Annotated in this window: 18 protein-coding genes; 7 read left to right on the top strand and 11 right to left on the bottom strand. The window is 63.0% G+C overall.

Annotated features, from left to right (window positions below; genetic code table 11):
- Window positions 1-15 precede the first annotated feature (15 nt).
- A complete protein-coding gene (locus tag QQL85_RS25400) occupies window positions 16-1,194 on the bottom strand; it encodes an acetyl-CoA C-acetyltransferase (protein WP_284357180.1) in 1,179 nt (392 codons plus the stop codon).
- Between the two features lie 176 nt (window positions 1,195-1,370).
- Here QQL85_RS25400 and QQL85_RS25395 point away from each other — a divergent pair, with 176 nt between their 5' ends.
- Together QQL85_RS25395 and QQL85_RS25390 are read left to right on the top strand one after the other, a co-directional pair.
- Entirely contained in the window at window positions 1,371-1,637 is a 267-nt protein-coding gene (locus tag QQL85_RS25395; RefSeq protein WP_284357181.1) for a PepSY domain-containing protein, read from the top strand.
- Window positions 1,634-2,167, top strand: coding sequence for a cytochrome b/b6 domain-containing protein (locus tag QQL85_RS25390; protein ID WP_284357182.1), 534 nt, complete (start codon window positions 1,634-1,636; stop codon window positions 2,165-2,167). The genes QQL85_RS25395 and QQL85_RS25390 overlap by 4 nt, the downstream gene beginning before the upstream one ends.
- Before the next feature lie 123 nt (window positions 2,168-2,290).
- On the opposite strand, the gene QQL85_RS25385 is transcribed toward QQL85_RS25390, so the two are convergent.
- From QQL85_RS25385 to QQL85_RS25370, 4 genes are read right to left on the bottom strand one after another with little or no spacing between them, the layout of a single operon-like run.
- Window positions 2,291-3,400 (bottom strand): agmatine deiminase family protein, encoded by a 1,110-nt coding sequence (locus QQL85_RS25385; protein WP_284357183.1) that lies wholly within the window; start codon window positions 3,398-3,400, stop codon window positions 2,291-2,293.
- Between the two features lie 3 nt (window positions 3,401-3,403).
- Window positions 3,404-4,489, bottom strand: a complete 1,086-nt coding sequence (locus tag QQL85_RS25380) for an extracellular solute-binding protein (RefSeq protein WP_284357184.1) — start codon at window positions 4,487-4,489, stop codon at window positions 3,404-3,406.
- Window positions 4,490-4,491: 2 nt separating this feature from the next.
- Window positions 4,492-5,388, bottom strand: a complete 897-nt coding sequence (aguB, locus tag QQL85_RS25375; RefSeq protein ID WP_284357185.1) for an N-carbamoylputrescine amidase — start codon at window positions 5,386-5,388, stop codon at window positions 4,492-4,494.
- Window positions 5,385-6,425 carry an agmatine deiminase family protein gene (locus QQL85_RS25370; RefSeq protein ID WP_284357186.1) on the bottom strand — a complete coding sequence of 347 codons (1,041 nt, stop codon included), beginning with the start codon at window positions 6,423-6,425 and terminating at the stop codon, window positions 5,385-5,387. Before QQL85_RS25370 ends, aguB begins: the two co-directional genes overlap by 4 nt.
- A gap of 135 nt (window positions 6,426-6,560) precedes the next feature.
- Between QQL85_RS25370 and QQL85_RS25365 the strand changes: the two genes are divergently transcribed.
- The 3 genes from QQL85_RS25365 (at window position 6,561) to QQL85_RS25355 (ending at window position 9,897) form a co-directional block, all read left to right on the top strand.
- Entirely contained in the window at window positions 6,561-7,415 is an 855-nt protein-coding gene (locus tag QQL85_RS25365) for a LysR substrate-binding domain-containing protein (protein WP_284357187.1), read from the top strand.
- A 250-nt stretch (window positions 7,416-7,665) separates the two neighbouring features.
- Window positions 7,666-8,877, top strand: a complete 1,212-nt coding sequence (gene fabV / locus QQL85_RS25360) for an enoyl-ACP reductase FabV (RefSeq protein ID WP_284357188.1) — start codon at window positions 7,666-7,668, stop codon at window positions 8,875-8,877.
- A 105-nt stretch (window positions 8,878-8,982) separates the two neighbouring features.
- Window positions 8,983-9,897 (top strand): alpha/beta hydrolase family protein, encoded by a 915-nt coding sequence (locus tag QQL85_RS25355; RefSeq protein WP_284357189.1) that lies wholly within the window; start codon window positions 8,983-8,985, stop codon window positions 9,895-9,897.
- 46 nt (window positions 9,898-9,943) lie between these two features.
- On the opposite strand, the gene QQL85_RS25350 is transcribed toward QQL85_RS25355, so the two are convergent.
- From QQL85_RS25350 to QQL85_RS25335, 4 genes are all read right to left on the bottom strand, one after another.
- A complete protein-coding gene (locus QQL85_RS25350) occupies window positions 9,944-10,285 on the bottom strand; it encodes a HopJ type III effector protein (RefSeq protein ID WP_284357190.1) in 342 nt (113 codons plus the stop codon).
- The gene (locus tag QQL85_RS25345; protein WP_012274156.1) at window positions 10,278-10,574 is read right to left on the bottom strand and encodes a DUF1244 domain-containing protein; all 297 of its coding nucleotides are present in this window, start codon (window positions 10,572-10,574) and stop codon (window positions 10,278-10,280) included. The genes QQL85_RS25350 and QQL85_RS25345 overlap by 8 nt, the downstream gene beginning before the upstream one ends.
- Before the next feature lie 9 nt (window positions 10,575-10,583).
- Entirely contained in the window at window positions 10,584-11,276 is a 693-nt protein-coding gene (folM, locus tag QQL85_RS25340) for a dihydromonapterin reductase (protein ID WP_284357191.1), read from the bottom strand.
- Between the two features lie 77 nt (window positions 11,277-11,353).
- The gene (locus QQL85_RS25335) at window positions 11,354-11,914 is read right to left on the bottom strand and encodes an antibiotic biosynthesis monooxygenase (RefSeq protein ID WP_284357192.1); all 561 of its coding nucleotides are present in this window, start codon (window positions 11,912-11,914) and stop codon (window positions 11,354-11,356) included.
- Window positions 11,915-12,132: 218 nt separating this feature from the next.
- Between QQL85_RS25335 and QQL85_RS25330 the strand changes: the two genes are divergently transcribed.
- Window positions 12,133-13,068 (top strand): MerR family transcriptional regulator, encoded by a 936-nt coding sequence (locus QQL85_RS25330; protein ID WP_284357193.1) that lies wholly within the window; start codon window positions 12,133-12,135, stop codon window positions 13,066-13,068.
- Here QQL85_RS25330 and QQL85_RS25325 read toward each other — a convergent pair.
- Window positions 13,053-13,670 (bottom strand): hypothetical protein, encoded by a 618-nt coding sequence (locus QQL85_RS25325; protein WP_284357194.1) that lies wholly within the window; start codon window positions 13,668-13,670, stop codon window positions 13,053-13,055. The genes QQL85_RS25330 and QQL85_RS25325 overlap by 16 nt on opposite strands.
- Window positions 13,671-13,729: 59 nt before the next feature.
- The gene (locus QQL85_RS25320; RefSeq protein WP_284357195.1) at window positions 13,730-14,158 is read right to left on the bottom strand and encodes a PAS domain S-box protein; all 429 of its coding nucleotides are present in this window, start codon (window positions 14,156-14,158) and stop codon (window positions 13,730-13,732) included.
- A 116-nt stretch (window positions 14,159-14,274) separates the two neighbouring features.
- Here QQL85_RS25320 and QQL85_RS25315 point away from each other — a divergent pair, with 116 nt between their 5' ends.
- Window positions 14,275-14,730, top strand: a complete 456-nt coding sequence (locus QQL85_RS25315) for a flavodoxin (protein WP_284357196.1) — start codon at window positions 14,275-14,277, stop codon at window positions 14,728-14,730.
- Window positions 14,731-14,845: the final 115 nt, after the last annotated feature.

The raw sequence follows: 14,845 nt of genomic DNA, 5'->3' as shown, positions 1-14,845 counted from the left end.
TGCATCAATCCCGACTCAACGCTCGATCGCCAGCGCCACCCCTTGCCCACCGCCAATGCACAAGGTGGCCAGGCCTTTCTTGACATCCCGCTTGATCATCTCGTGCAGCAAGGTCACCAGCACCCGGCAGCCGGACGCACCAATCGGGTGGCCTAACGCAATTGCTCCGCCATTCACGTTGACCCGCGCAGCATCCCACTCCAGTGCCTTGCCCACCGCCAGCGCTTGCGCGGCGAATGCTTCGTTGGCCTCGATCAGGTCCAGTTCGGCCAACTGCCAGCCCGCCTTGCTCAGGCAGCGCTGGGTCGCGGAAACCGGGCCGATCCCCATGATCGCCGGGTCTACCCCGGCACTGGCATAGGCCGCAATCTTCGCCAGCACCGGCAGGCCAAGTGCCTTGGCCTTGGCGGCGCTCATCAGCAGCACGGCGGCTGCGCCGTCATTCAGGCTGGAGGCGTTGCCGGCGGTGACGCTGCCGTCCTTCTTGAAGGCCGGGCGCAGTTTGGCCAGCGAGTCAGCAGTGGTACCCGGGCGTGGCTGTTCGTCACGCGCGAACACGTTGGGCTCGCCCTTTTTCTGCGGCATCACGATCGGCGTGATTTCATCATCGAAACGCCCGGCCTCGATAGCCGCCACTGCCTTGCGCTGCGATTCAGCGGCAAAGGCGTCCTGCTGTTCACGGCTGAGGTTGTACTTGTCCACAAGGTTCTCGGCGGTGATACCCATGTGGTAATCGTTGAAGGCATCCCACAGGCCGTCGGTGATCATGCTGTCGATCAACTGGCCATGGCCCATGCGTTGGCCGGTACGCGCCGAAGGCATTACATACGGCGCAAGGCTCATGTTCTCTTGGCCGCCGGCAATCACCACGTCTGCGTCGCCGCAGCGAATGGCCTGGGCGGCCAGGTGCAAGGCCTTGAGGCCCGAGCCGCAGACCTTGTTCAGGGTCAGTGCCGGTACGCTGTAGGGCAGGCCGGCCTTGATCGCGGCCTGGCGTGCCGGGTTCTGGCCGGCGCCTGCGGTGAGCACCTGGCCAAGGATTACTTCGTCGACCTGCGCCGGGTCTAGCCCGGTCTGCTCCAGCAGGCGTTTGATCACAGCGGCACCGAGGTCGACGGCAGGTACCGTCGCCAGGGCGCCCTGGAAGCTGCCGATGGCGGTACGGGTTGCGGCGACGATGACCACGTCGTTCATGTTGTTGTTCTCCGTATGGTGGGCGAAATGCCCCAAGCATCGGCGGCTTTGGCTCATTTGTTAAGTTTGTTTTTCTTTGGGATTGATGTGAAAAACAAATCAATGGGCGCCGACCGAACAATCCAACTAAGCTGAGTTTCGTGCTGTTTTCACTCAACTGAATGGAGCTCATTCCAATGCGCATTCTGATAGCCCTGTTTTTCCTGATCGGCAGCAGCACAGCATTCGCCGCCACCCAATGCACCAGCGCTGACAAAAGCACTTGGCAAGACGCGGACAAGTTCCAGGCGCAGCTCAAGGAACAGGGCTACAAGATCAACAAGTTCAAGGTGACCAAGGGCAACTGCTATGAGATCTACGGTTTCGACAAGGATGGCCGCAAGGTCGAGATCTACCATGATCCGGTGACCGGCAAGGCGGTCAAGTCCGAGTACCACGATTGAACAGCAACGGTACGGTGCAGCTGTGGGACCCGCTCCTGCGGCTGTGCCATCTCTCCATCGCCGGCGTGTTCTTCGCGGATTATTTTTTCAACGAAGAAGGTGACGACTGGCACCAGTGGCTCGGTTACTACGCATTGGCCTGCGTGATGCTGCGCCTGGTGTGGGGCTTTGTCGGGCCACGCAGTGCGCGCTGGGCCGATTTCTGGCCAACCCCGGCGCGCCTGGCAGGGCATGCCCGCAAGCTGCTGCGGGGGGAGCCTTGTCATCGCCTGGGGCATTCGCCGATTGGCGCCCTGGTGATGATGCTGATGCTGACCGGCATTGTCGGCCTGGTCCTGACTGGGTGGGCATCGCAGGAGGTGGATGCCTTGTGGGGCGAGGACTGGCCTACCGACTTGCACAGCTGGTTGGCCGATGCGGTGCTGGTGCTGGTTTGCGTGCATGTGCTGGCGGCCGTTTACGAGAGCGTGCGCCTGCGAGAGAATTTGCCACTTTCGATGATCACCGGGCGGCGTCGGCGCCGAGATTGAGGGAGCCTGTACCGGCCTCTTCGCGGGCAAGCCCGCTCCCACAGGAGAACCACAGGATCAAGGTCTGTGGAGTACCTGTGGGAGCGGGCTTGCCCGCGAAGAGGCCGGTACAGGCGACATCAATCAGACAGCCGGACACTGATGGGTCACACAGTGAATCCCCCCACCCCCGGCCGCAATGGCATCAATGTCCAGCTGCACAACATCGCGCTCAGGGTACAAAGCTGCCAGCAACGCCCGTGCCTTCTCATCTGCCTGCGCATCGCCAAACTGCGGCGCAATGATCGCGTCATTGATCACGAAGTAATTGATATACCCCGCCGCAAAGTCGTCATTGCCTTTGCTGAACCTGTTACGCCGCCCGCGCATTGGTGGTGACACCGCATGTATCTGCAATCTGCGCCCCTCGGCATCGGTGGCCCGCTTGAGGATCTCCAGGTGCTTGCGCGTTACGGCGTAGTCATATGAATCCGGGTCATTGTCCAAGTTGGCAATCACCACCCCTGGCCGCACGAAGCGGGCATAGAAGTCCACATGCCCGTCGGTAATGTCCTTGCCGGCAATACCCGGCAGCCAGATCACCTTGCTCAACCCCAGGCGCGCCTTGAGCTCGGCCTCGACGTCGGCTTTGCTCCAGTCCGGGTTGCGGTTGGCATTCACCCAACTGCTTTCGGTCATGATGCCAGTGCCATGGCCATCCACTTCAATGGCGCCACCTTCACCTACCAGCTCGCTGCGCTGGTAATGGCCGCCGGCCAGGGTGGCGACACGCTTGGCCAGCTGCGCATCGTTGCGGTGGCGCTGCTTGTTGCCCCAGCCGTTGAAGTTGAAGTCGACCGCGCCCAGCGCGCCGTCGTCATCGAGCACAAAGTTGGCGCCGATGTCGCGCATCCAGATGTCGTCCAGGTCGCACTCGACAAAGCTTGTGCGCGAGCTGCCACAGTGCTGCTCGGCCAGCTTGCGTTCGCTGGCCCGGCAGAACACGGTGACTGGCTGATAACGCGCGATGGCTTGGGCGATGCGGCCCAGGGCGGTTTGCACATCGGCAGTGAAGTCTTCCCAGATGGCATCCTGGGCGCCGAAGGCGATGAAGGCGCGTTGCTGCGGCTCGCCCTCGTCGGGCATGAACCAGCGCCCTGGCTCTTCGGCGCGGGCCAGGCTCAGTGGCAGGCCAAGGCCAGCACCGAGGCCGGCGGCCAGTGACAGTTGCAGGAAGTTTCTACGGCTTGGCATGGGTCAGTCCTGTGCAGTCTTGAAGCGCGTCCACACGCGCATGCGTGCGCGCATGTCGGCCTGTGGAATATCGCGGCCCGGGATCAGCCGGGCATAGGTGGCTTCGTCGAGATAGATATCGGGGTTGTCACGCATGCGCGGGTCCACCGCCTGGCGCGCCTTGGCGCTGGCGGTGGGATAACCGGTGAAGTTGCTGATGGCGGCCATGTTTGCCGGGCGCATGACGAAGTTGATGAAACGATAGGCGTATTCCGGGTGTTTGGCATCGGCAGGGATGGCCATGGTGTCCATCCACACCGTAGTGCCTTGGCGGGGGACGCGGTACTGGAAGTCGAGGTGCTTGCCTGCGGCATCGGCGGTACGTTGGGCCTGGATCACGTCGCCGCTGTAGCCCAGCGATACGCACAGGTTCTCGTTGACCAGTTCGGTCACCGGCTGCGACTGGAACTTGCGCACATATGGGCGTATGGACTTGAGCAATTCGCTGGCGGCGGCCAGGTCTTCACGCTTGGCGCTGCGTGGCTCACGGCCCAGGTAGTTGAGGACCACGGCCAGCACTTCGTCAGGCGAGTCGATCACCGAGATGCCACAGTCGGCGAACTTGGCGGCCAGCTCTGGCTTGAACAGCAGGTCGAGGTTGTCCAGCGGCGCATCGGGCATGCGCTGGCGGACTTTTTCGGCATTCACCGTCAGGCCGATGGTGCCCCAGGTGTAGGGCACGGTGGCCTGGCTGGCCTTGGGGTAACGCGCATGCAGCTGGCGCAGGCCGGGCTCGATGTCGTCCAACGCCTCAAGGCGGCTATGGTCCAGCGGCTGCAGGCTGCCGGCGCGCATCAGCCGCTCGGCAACGGTGTCACCGGGGAACACCAGGTCGTAGCCACTGCGCCCTGACATCAGCTTGGCTTCGAGCACTTCACTGCCGTCCATGACGTCGTAGATCACCTGGATGCCGGTTTCGGCGGTGAACTGCTTGAGGGTGTCCTCGGCAAAATAGTCGGCCCAGTTGTACAGGCGCAGCGCGGGCTGCTCGGCCTGGGCGTGGCTGGCGCAGAGGGCCAGCGCCATTGCGGCTAGAACGTGGCGTTTCATGCTCAGGCCCTCAGCGTATGTGGATGCTTGCCGTCCAGGGTCAGCAGGGCGGCGTACATTTCCGGGCGACGATCGCGGTAGATGCCCCAGCTCAGGCGGTCTTCGCGCATGCCTGTCAGGTCCAGGTCGTGCAGCCAGATGCCGCTGCTGGTACGGTCGGCTTCGGCGAGCATGGCGCCCTTGTGGTCACAGATGAACGACGAACCGTAGAAGTGCATGGTCAACGACGCATCGCTGGCGGCGACTTCCTCGCCAACGCGATTGGCCGCCACCACCGGCAGCAGGTTGGCGGCCGCGTGGCCGCGCATGACCACTTGCCAATGGTCGCGCGAGTCCAGTTCGGCGCAACCGGGCTCAGAGCCGATAGCGGTAGGGAACAGGAGCACTTCGGCGCCCATCAGTGCCAGGCAGCGGGCCGTTTCGGGAAACCATTGGTCCCAGCAGATGCCGATACCCAGGCGGCCAAAGGCGGTATCCCAGACCTTGAAACCTGTGTCGCCGGGGCTGAAGTACTCCTTCTCCTGGTAGCCGATGGCGTTGGGGATGTGAGTCTTGCGGTACACGCCCAGCAGGCGGCCATCGGCATCCGCCACGGTCAGCGAGTTGAAGAAGGCATTGCCGGCGCGCTCGTACCAGCTCAGCGGCAGCACGACGCCCAGCTCGCCGGCCAGCGCGGCGAAGCGTTGCAGGATCGGGCTGTCGGGGTAGGGCTGGGCGAGGGCCTGGTGCTGGTGGTCCTGCTCGATGCAGAAGTACGGTGTGGCGAACAGTTCTTGCAGCAGGATCACCTGGGCGCCTTTGGCTGCAGCCTGGCGCACCAGTCGTTCGGCACGGTCGAGGTTATCGGGCAGGTTCCAGCTGCACGGCATTTGCGTGGTGGCCACGCGCAGCAGGCTCATGGCTGCACCTCCGGCTGTTGCTGGGTGATGCAGTGAATGCCGCCACCACCGTGGGCAATGTGGTCGATGCGCACCGGCACGATCTCCCGACCCGGGAAGGCGTGGGCCAGTTGCTTAGCCGCTTCCTGGTCGGCAGCGATGCCATAGGCCGGCATGATGATCGCGCCGTTGGCGATGTAGAAGTTGGTGTAGGAGGCGCAGAACACTTCGGCGTCCTGGTCGACCGCAGCGCTGGCCTCGTACAGGTCGAGCAGTTCGAAGTGGCGGCCCTGGGCGTCGGTAGCCAGTTCCAGGGCGCGACGGTTCTCTCGCACGACTTCGGCGTACACCGAGTGCGTATCATGGGTGGCATCGACCAGCAGCGCGCCAGGACGGGCGAAGGCACACACGCCATCCACATGGCCGTCGGTCATGTCGCCAGTGACGTACTGCGGGTCACCCGGCAGCCAGATGGTCTTGCGGATGCCCAGGTGGCGGGCAAAGCAGGCCTCGAACTCGGCCTTGCTCACGCCAGGGTTGCGGTTGGGGTTGAGCAGCACCGACTCGGTGGTGATCAGCGTACCTTCGCCATCGACATGAATCGCACCGCCCTCGTTGCACAGCGCAGTGCTGAAACCGTCCAGGCCCAGGTGGTCGAGGATGCGCCGGCCCAGGCTGCGGTCCAGGCTGTGCTGCGACTTGCCACCCCAGGCATTGAAGCGCCAGCTCAGGCCGGCCAGTCCATGCTGCGGGTGGCAGACGAAGCTCGGGCCGCTGTCACGGCACCAGCTGTCGTCCACGGCCAGTTCGATCAGTTCGATGTTGGCACCGCAGAGGGCGCGGGCGCTGGCCATGGCAGACGGGTCGACCACCATTTTCACCGGCTCGAAACGGGCGATGGCCGCCGCGACACGGGCGTAGTCCTGCTGTACATCGGCCAGGCGCACGTTCCAGCCGCTTTCCCACAGGGCCTGATTGTGTGGCCAGACCATCCAGGTTGCCGCGTGGCGTGCCCATTCGGCGGGCATGCGCCAGCCGCTGTCGAGGGACAGGTGCATAGTGAACTCCGATCTATTAAGGATTTTTATCTACGAAGCCCGCCGTCGCGGGTGTTGGTATCCATGCTATGGCTAGGCTTGGCCGGCGACAAACGATAGATTTAGCGCACATCTGATCAGCAGGGCTTATCAATCATGCTTAAACACTGGCCACCCCTTAATGCCCTGCGCGGTTTCGAGGCTGCGGCGCGGCTGGGCAGCTTCCACAAGGCTGCCGAGGCGCTGAACCTGACGCAGTCGGCCATCAGCCAGCAGATCCGCAGCCTGGAAACCTACCTGGAGCAGCCGCTGTTCCACCGAAGCGGGCGTAGCGTGAGCCTGACCGACGCCGGGCATGACCTGCTCAGCACCACGCAATCGCTGTTGCAGCACCTGGCCGTGGGCATTCGCCGGCTTGACCAGTACCGCAAGCCCAACCAGCTGGTGGTCAACACCAGCCCGGCGTTCGCCAGGCACTGGCTGTTGCCGCGGCTGGCGGACTTTCACCAGCGTTGCCCGGAGGTGGACTTGTGGTTGTTCACCAGCTTCGAGGTGCCGGACATGGCCACCGAAACCATCGACCTGGCCGTCCGCGATGACCTCAGCGCCCAGGCCGAGTGCAGCTTCAGCGTGCTGCATCAGGACCAGCTGTACCCGGCCTGCCACCCTGCACTGGCGTCTTCGGCTGCGCGCACGACCTTGCACGGCGAACGGGAAATGGACTGGAGCCATTGGCAGCTGGAAGGTGGCGAAAATGTCGGGCAGCAGGGCAAGGGGCTGAATTTTTCCGACCCCGGGCTGTTGCTGGATGCGGCGAGCGAGGGGCTGGGGGTGGCGCTGGTCAGCCAGTTGTTGGCGCGGCGGGCAGTGGAGGAGGGGCGATTGCAGGCGTTGTCGGCGCAGCGGGTGCGGGGGCCAGCGTGGGCTTGCCTGGTGCATCGGGATAGCCAGGATGATCCGCTGGCCAGGCAGTTTCTGGACTGGTTGAAAGGTGCTTTGGCTTTGGATTGATGCGGTCTGTACCGGCCTCTTCGCGGGTAAACCCGCTCCCACAGAGCGTGTGCAAATCTTGAGGGCTGCACAGTACCTGTGGGAGCGGGCTTGCCCGCGAAGAGGCCAGAACAGGTTATCCCCGGTTTTGCATCCCCATGATCACCCCGTAATATGTGTCGGATAACCTGCGGGGGTAGTCTCACCCTCTGATCAATCGGAATCGCCCGTGGCGGCGCTTCCCCGGCATAAACCTGACGAGGTACAGACATTGGCCATCATTCATCCTAAGGTTCGCGGTTTCATCTGCACCACGACTCACCCGAAGGGCTGCGAGCTCAACGTCCGTGACCAGATCGAAGCCACCCGCAAGCTGGGCGTGCGCGAGGATGGCCCGAAGAAGGTCCTGGTCATCGGCGCTTCCAGCGGCTACGGCCTGGCAGCCCGCATCACCGCGGCATTCGGCTTCAAGGCCGACACCCTGGGCGTGTTCTTCGAAAAGCCAGGCACCGAGACCAAGGCCGGCACCGCGGGCTGGTACAACTCCGCTGCCTTCGACAAGTTTGCCAAGGCCGAGGGCCTGTACAGCAAGTCGATCAACGGCGACGCCTTCTCTGACGAAGCCCGTGCCCAAGTGATCGAGCTGATCAAGAACGAAATGGGTGGCAAGGTCGACCTGGTCATCTACTCGCTGGCATCGCCTGTGCGCAAGCTGCCGCAGACTGGTGAAGTCATTCGCTCGGCACTGAAGCCGATCGGCCAGCCGTACAAGTCGACCGCCATCGACACCAACAAAGACACCATCATCGAGGCCAGCATCGAGCCGGCCACCGAGCAGGAAATCGCCGATACCGTCACCGTCATGGGTGGCCAGGACTGGCAGCTGTGGATCGATGCCCTGGCCGGCGCCGACGTACTGGCCGAAGGCGCCCGTACCGTAGCCTTCAGCTACATTGGCAGCGATATCACCTGGCCGATCTACTGGCACGGCGCACTGGGCCAGGCCAAGCAGGACCTGGACGAAACTGCCGTACGCCTGAACCAGAAGCTGGCCGGTGAAGTGAAAGGCGGCGCCAACGTGGCCGTGCTGAAATCGGTGGTCACCCAGGCCAGTTCGGCCATTCCGGTGATGCCGCTGTACCTGTCGATGGTCTTCAAGATCATGCAGGAGAAAGGCGTTCACGAAGGCACACAGGACCAGCTGGACCGCATGTACCGCGACCGTCTGTATCGCGCCGACGGAGCACCGGCCGAAGTCGACGAGAAGGGCCGCCTGCGCCTGGACGACTGGGAACTGCGCAACGATGTGCAGGATGCCTGCAAGGCCCTGTGGCCGCAAGTGACCACCGAGAACCTGTTCGAACTGACCGACTACGCCGGTTACAAGAAGCAGTTCCTCAACCTGTTCGGCTTCGAGCGCGCTGACGTCAACTACGACGAAGACGTGGCTACCGATGTGAAGTTCGACTGCGTCGAGCTGTAATCGGCGTTAGCCTGAACCGACCCTTTCGCGGGCAAGCCCGCGAAGAGGCCGGTACAGGCTATAAAATATTTGCTAGGTTTGGCGCACAACAACAGGGAACGCGCCATGAGCAGCCTCACCCAACCCGCCACTGCCTTTCGCCACCCCGCAGCCGACGGCTACAGCCTCGGCGGTTTCTGCTGGCGCCACGCCCAGCCAGACCCCCAGCGCCCGCTGGTGATCATCAACGCTGCCACGTCGGTACGCTGCCGCTATTACTCCCGCTTTGCCGACTACCTGTTTGCCCAGGGTTGCGATGTGCTGACCTACGACTACCGTGGCATCGGCGAATCCCGCCCGGCTTCGTTGCGCGGCTTCCAGGCATCGTGGAGCGACTGGGGTCGGCTGGATTTCGAAGCGATGCTGGCGCATGCGGCCGAGCATTTCCCCGGCCAGCCAATAGACGTGGTGGGGCACAGTTTCGGCGGCTGCGCAGTGGGGTTGGCACCGTCCGCCGGCCAGGTACGTCGCGTGGTGATGGTAGGCGCGCAGTTCGCCTACTGGCGCGACTATGCGGCCGAACAGCGCTGGCAACTGTTCGGCAAGTGGCATGTGGTCATGCCGCTGCTGACCCGGGTGTTCGGCTACTTCCCCGGCAAGCGCCTGGGGTGGCTGGAGGACACGCCGTCCGGCGTGGTGCATGACTGGACCACGCGAACCCCACGTTACGAACACAGGCCCAGCGGCCGTGGCCTGGGGGCGTTACCATTCGCCCAGGTGAGGGCTGCAACGCTGGCCATCAGCCTGACCGATGACCCCTTTGGCACTGTGGCGGCAACCGAGCGTTTACTGGGTTATCTACAGGGTGCCGAGCGTAGGCACCTGCGTATCGCGCCTGTGGATATCTCGGTCGAGGAGATCGGCCATTTCGCGTTCTTCCATGACCGCTTTCGCGAAAGCCTGTGGCCGTTGGCCTTGCAGTGGTTGCAGCAGGGCCGCTTGGCAGCAGAGGTTCCGGGCAGGTTTCACGGTCCCCTGTAGGAGCGGCCTTGCGCCGCGAAAGGGCCGCAAAGCGGCCCCGGCTATCTCAAACCTTGCGCGAAAGCGGCTGCCCGGCAAACTTCACCCCAGCCAGCCCATGCTTGATCAACGCCCGGATATTGCCATGGTCGCTGCCTTCAGGCGTGGCCACCACATCACGGTAGTGTTCGCCAAAGGCCAGCAGCGCTTCCTGGTCGCTCAGCCCTTCCAGCAAAGCCAGGCCCAAGGTCTTGCACGACCCTTCGTTCTGCCCGGCCGCATTTTCCACGCCACCATTGTTGAAGGCCTGAGGCTGGTAGCTGTAATTGTCGGCAATGAACGCCAGGGTATCGGCAAATGCATGCTGGCCGCTGGCCAGGCTGGCGCGCAGGGTGTTCAGATCAGTCACGAGGTTTTCCTTTTTCGAACGCCGCTTGTTGTTCGGCGCTGGCTTCTTTCTGGTGTTGGGCTTTCCACTCGGCATAGGGCATGCCATACACCGCTTCGCGGGCGTCATCCAGGCTCAGGTCGAGCTGGCGCTCGTCTGCCGCGGCCTTGTACCACTTGGACAGGCAGTTGCGGCAGAAACCGGACAGGTTCATCAGGTCGATGTTCTGCACATCGGTGCGCTTTTGCAGGTGTTCGACCAGGCGCCGGAACGCGGCGGCTTCGAGTTCGAGCTGTTGTTGTGGGGTCATGGGCATCTCTCAAGTCATGCGGTTCTTCAGGTGGCGGCCACCGTTGATGACCACCTGGCTGCCGGTGCTGTACTGGCTGGCGAGCAGGTACTTGACTGTCTCGATCAGCGGGCCGGCGCCGGGTTCGAACTCCAGCAGGGCCTTTTTCAGGGTTTGCTGGCGGTAGGCGTCGTCACCCCCTTCCTTGAGGATCAGCAGCCCGGGCAGGATACCGTTCACATGCACCTTGGGCGCATATTTTTCGGCGAACGACAGCACCATGTTCTGCAACGCGGCCTTGGTGGCGGCATAGCCGATGTGGCTCTTGCTGCCGCGCGAGGACGTCTCATCGCAGATGTGGATGATGTCGGCCTTGTCCACCTTGGCCAGCAGGTCACCCAGGGCCAGGTTGAGGTGGTAGGGTGCTTCGACATGCAGGCGGAACATGGTTTCGAGGTTGTCGAGCCCGTCATCAAGCCACAGCGAGGCGTTGTGGATGATGGCGCGCAGGCCGTCGTAATGGGTTTGCAGGTGCTCGATCAGCGCCTGGCGATCGGCCGCCAGGCACAGGTCGGCCTGGAACTGCACGATATTGGGGTGGGCCGTGTGGGGTTGGACGCTGCGGCTGGCACTGACCACCGTATGGCCGGCCTGTGCCAGTTCAAGGGCCAGGGCCAGCCCGACGCGCTGGCTGGCTCCGGTAACGAGAATGGGGCTGTTCATGTTCAGGCGGTCAACTTGTCTGTCCTTTGGTTGCCACCCAGCATACCCGAACTGTTTCCCTGTTGTATGGCCTGCCCTCAGCGGCTGCGCAGGGCGCCAGCGGTGGCTGGGGTGGCATGCAGCCAGCCGGCCAGCAGGCGGGTGGACAGGGGGATGAACAGGTACACCATCACCGGGGTCAGTGCCAAAGTGCTGAGCAGTACTCGGGGCACCAGGTCCAATGCTGCCAACCAGTGGCCGAACAGCAAGTTGAACAGCAGCGAGACCGGGAAGAATGCCAGCCAGATGGCGACGGCCTGCTTCCAACGGGGTGGTTTTTGCACCATGTTGGTGCCAAACCAGTCGTCTATGCCGCTTACGCGCGCCTCTTTGGGGCGTTCGAACAGGCCGTTGCCGCGTTGCAACCAAGCCCGGCGCGAGGCCGAATGTTCCCAGGCATGCAGGGTGGGCTCGTCGCTGAAGCGGAAGATGATCTGGAATTCGTCGCCATCGCGGGGCGGGGCGAGGATGCCCGAGCCGAGGTAGCCGGGGAAGTCGGTGGCCAGTTGCTCGCCTTCATGCAGCCAGGCCAGCAGGTCCTGGTAGCGGCCATGGGCGGCGCGGCGCGACACCATCAGGGTGACGGGTGGGGTAGACATCGTGTATCTCCTGGCAACGGGGCTGGCGGGTAGCTGGCCCCTTTGGCTGCGTGGCCCGGGGTGGTGGGCAACGCAGGCGTGCATGCAAGAATCGGGCGCGGATTATCGCGCATGTGCGATCTGCAGCAAATTTCAGCCGGCAAACGGTTGCACCCTGTGCCCGATGCCGTCGTAGTAGAATATGTGTTCAACTTCCGCACTCAGGGTACCCCTTGCAGATGAACGAACAGGGACGTAATCCGGTGATCGATGCGAGCTTCGAACAGCAGGAGCTGTTTCCAATTCGTGAAGTTTCCCGTCTGACCGGTGTCAACGCCGTGACCCTGCGCGCCTGGGAGCGCCGTTATGGCCTGATTCAGCCAATCCGTACCGACAGTGGCCACCGCCTGTATTCCCAGGCCGATATCGATGAAATCCGCCGTATCCTCGGGTGGCTGGAGCGCGGTGTGGCGGTCAGCAAGGTGGGCAGTATTCTCGCGCGTGGTCATGCCCTTGCCGGCCAGGCGGGTGGCGCGACGGATGCTTGGCTGCGCTGGCAGCACCAGATTCGTCTGGCGGTGCAGCGTTTCGACGTGGCAGGTCTGGATCTCCTTTACCAGGAGGTGTTTGCCGCCAGCCCCCTGGACCAGGTATTCAGCGAAGTGTTCATGCCGGTATGGCACGACATGGCAGTCCGCCAGGGCGGCTATGGGCAGGCCAGCGAATGGCTGTTTTTTGACCAGTTCCTGCGCGGTCGGGTGTTCGCTCGTTTGCAGCTAGCCCATGTGCCGCGTAGCCGTACCGTGCTGTTGGCGCCGTTGCCGGGGCAGTGCCATGAGCTTGAGCTGCTGGTCACCAGCCTGATCCTGGGCAGCGACGAAACCCGTGTGACCCCGTTGGTGAACGGGCAGCCATTGCAGGAGCTGGCGCTGGTTTGCGAGCGCCTGAAGCCGGACGCCTTGGTGCTGTTTTCCCATCAGCCGCCTACAGCAGAACTCACCCGGCACCTGGTTCGCCTGGCGGCGGTACTGGAATGCCCGCTGTTACTGGCTGGTGAAGCGGCGGAAGCGGCACAGGACAACCTGGCTGGCAGCTCTATCGCCTGCCTGGGAGCGCAGGGGAGTGTCATGCGCCAGCGGTTGCGGCAGTTTCTGGCAGGTCAGCTCGATACCTGAGTATGCAGGTCAGGGTGGGCACGACGATGGGCCTGGAGGATGTAGTCGCGCAGACGCTCGATTTCTTCGGCCGGGCTTTGGCTGAGGTCATAGGCCGCCAGGTCCGGGCCGATGCGCCGACCCAGTACGCCATGCAATTCGATCGGGCTGATGCCGCCTGGGGCGAAGCGCAGTTCGAAGCGGGTGGGTGGCACGGGCAGATCACGGACCTCCAGCAGCACACCTTTGAAGGAAATATCACGTACCCACAGGCCGCTGATCTCGTCATGGGCATCGAGCAGTGCGCTCGGCTGGTCCATCGACAGGCGCCAAGGACGCAGCATGGGGCCGTCTTCGTAGATTTCTGGTAAACCCAGTTGCAGGTGCAGGGCGTGGAACTCGTCCTCCACCAATTGCAGCGGGAAGCTGATCTGTTGGTTGTTGAACTGGGCCTGCAAGGTAACCTGCTCGTTGGCCACCAGCCGGGTGAGCAGGCTCTGGATGCGGCGGTCGCCATTGACCAGCAGGCTCGACATGGAGTCGGCCACGTTCAATTGGGGCGAATGCTGCATGTTCTGTATGAAGTCCAGCTCGTCCTGGGTCAGGAGCACGTCTGCTTGCATGATCGAACTCGGTGGTGGCGATTTCTTCATCGGGATTGACCGTGCATGGCGTACTTGGTTCAAGCGCGTTCGTCGGGTTTCGGACGAGCGCGCAGTTCCGCCAGTTGCCGTTCCAGTTCGACCTGGCGGCTGACGTCTTTCTGGATACCGATGAAGTAGGTGCGCTGTTCAGCGTCGTGCCTTACCGGGGTAATCGACAGCTCGTTCCAGAAGGCGCTGCCATCCTTGCGATAATTGCGAAGCACTTCGCGGCAGGGGCGGCCCTCGGCCAAGGCCCTGCGGATGCGTGCACGGCCAAGCTGGTCGCGGTCGTCGGCCTGCAGGAAGCGGCAATCCTGGTAGAGGATTTCATCGCGGCTGTAACCGGTCAGGCGTTCGAAGGCGGCGTTCACATAGATCAGGATGGTGTCGTCGCCTTCCTGTTCGGCAACCACGATCCCGTCATTGGACGCATCGACCATCGATTGCAGCAATTGCGCATTGATCATGTTCGGGCCATTGGGAATGGTAGGGCTGAAGATGGCGACTTTGGTAGAGGCGGCCTTTTGCCAGCGCTGGATGCTAGTATCCTACGTTTTCACTCAGTTTCGGAATCCTCTACCCGATGAAAGTCGCCATTATTTCCGGATCGGTCTATGGCACCGCCGAAGAAGTCGCCCGTCACGCTGAAGCACTGCTCAAGGCTGCGGGCCTGGAGGCCTGGCATGCGGCACGCGCCACCTTGCAGGATCTTCAAGGCTTTGCCCCCGACGCCTTGCTGGCCGTGACCTCGACGACTGGCATGGGCGAACTGCCGGACAACCTCATGCCACTGTACAGCACCCTTCGCGATACCTTGCCTGCGGCCTGGCGTGGTCTGCCGGGGGGGGTGATTGCGCTGGGCGACTCCAGCTATGGCGATACCTATTGTGGCGGTGGCGAGCAAATGCGCGAGCTGTTTGCCGAACTGGGCGTGTGCGAAGTGCAGCCGATGTTGCGGCTGGATGCCAGTGAGACAGTGACCCCGGAGACGGATGCCGAGCCTTGGTTGGCTGAGTTGGCTCAAGCGCTGAAAGCCTGACATATCATTATTGCTGTACTGGCCCTTTCGCGGGTAAACCCGCTTGTATGGTTAGACTTGAAGGGGTGGTGGGACTAAATGCCCGATTCTGACTGTTCACAGCAGTACAGACCGT

Source organism: Pseudomonas putida (assembly GCF_030159595.1).
In the GTDB taxonomy this organism is placed as follows: Bacteria; Pseudomonadota; Gammaproteobacteria; order Pseudomonadales; family Pseudomonadaceae; genus Aquipseudomonas; species Aquipseudomonas putida_AC.
Note: the sequence above shows the minus strand (reverse complement) of the source record. Positions and strands in the feature narration are given on the sequence as shown.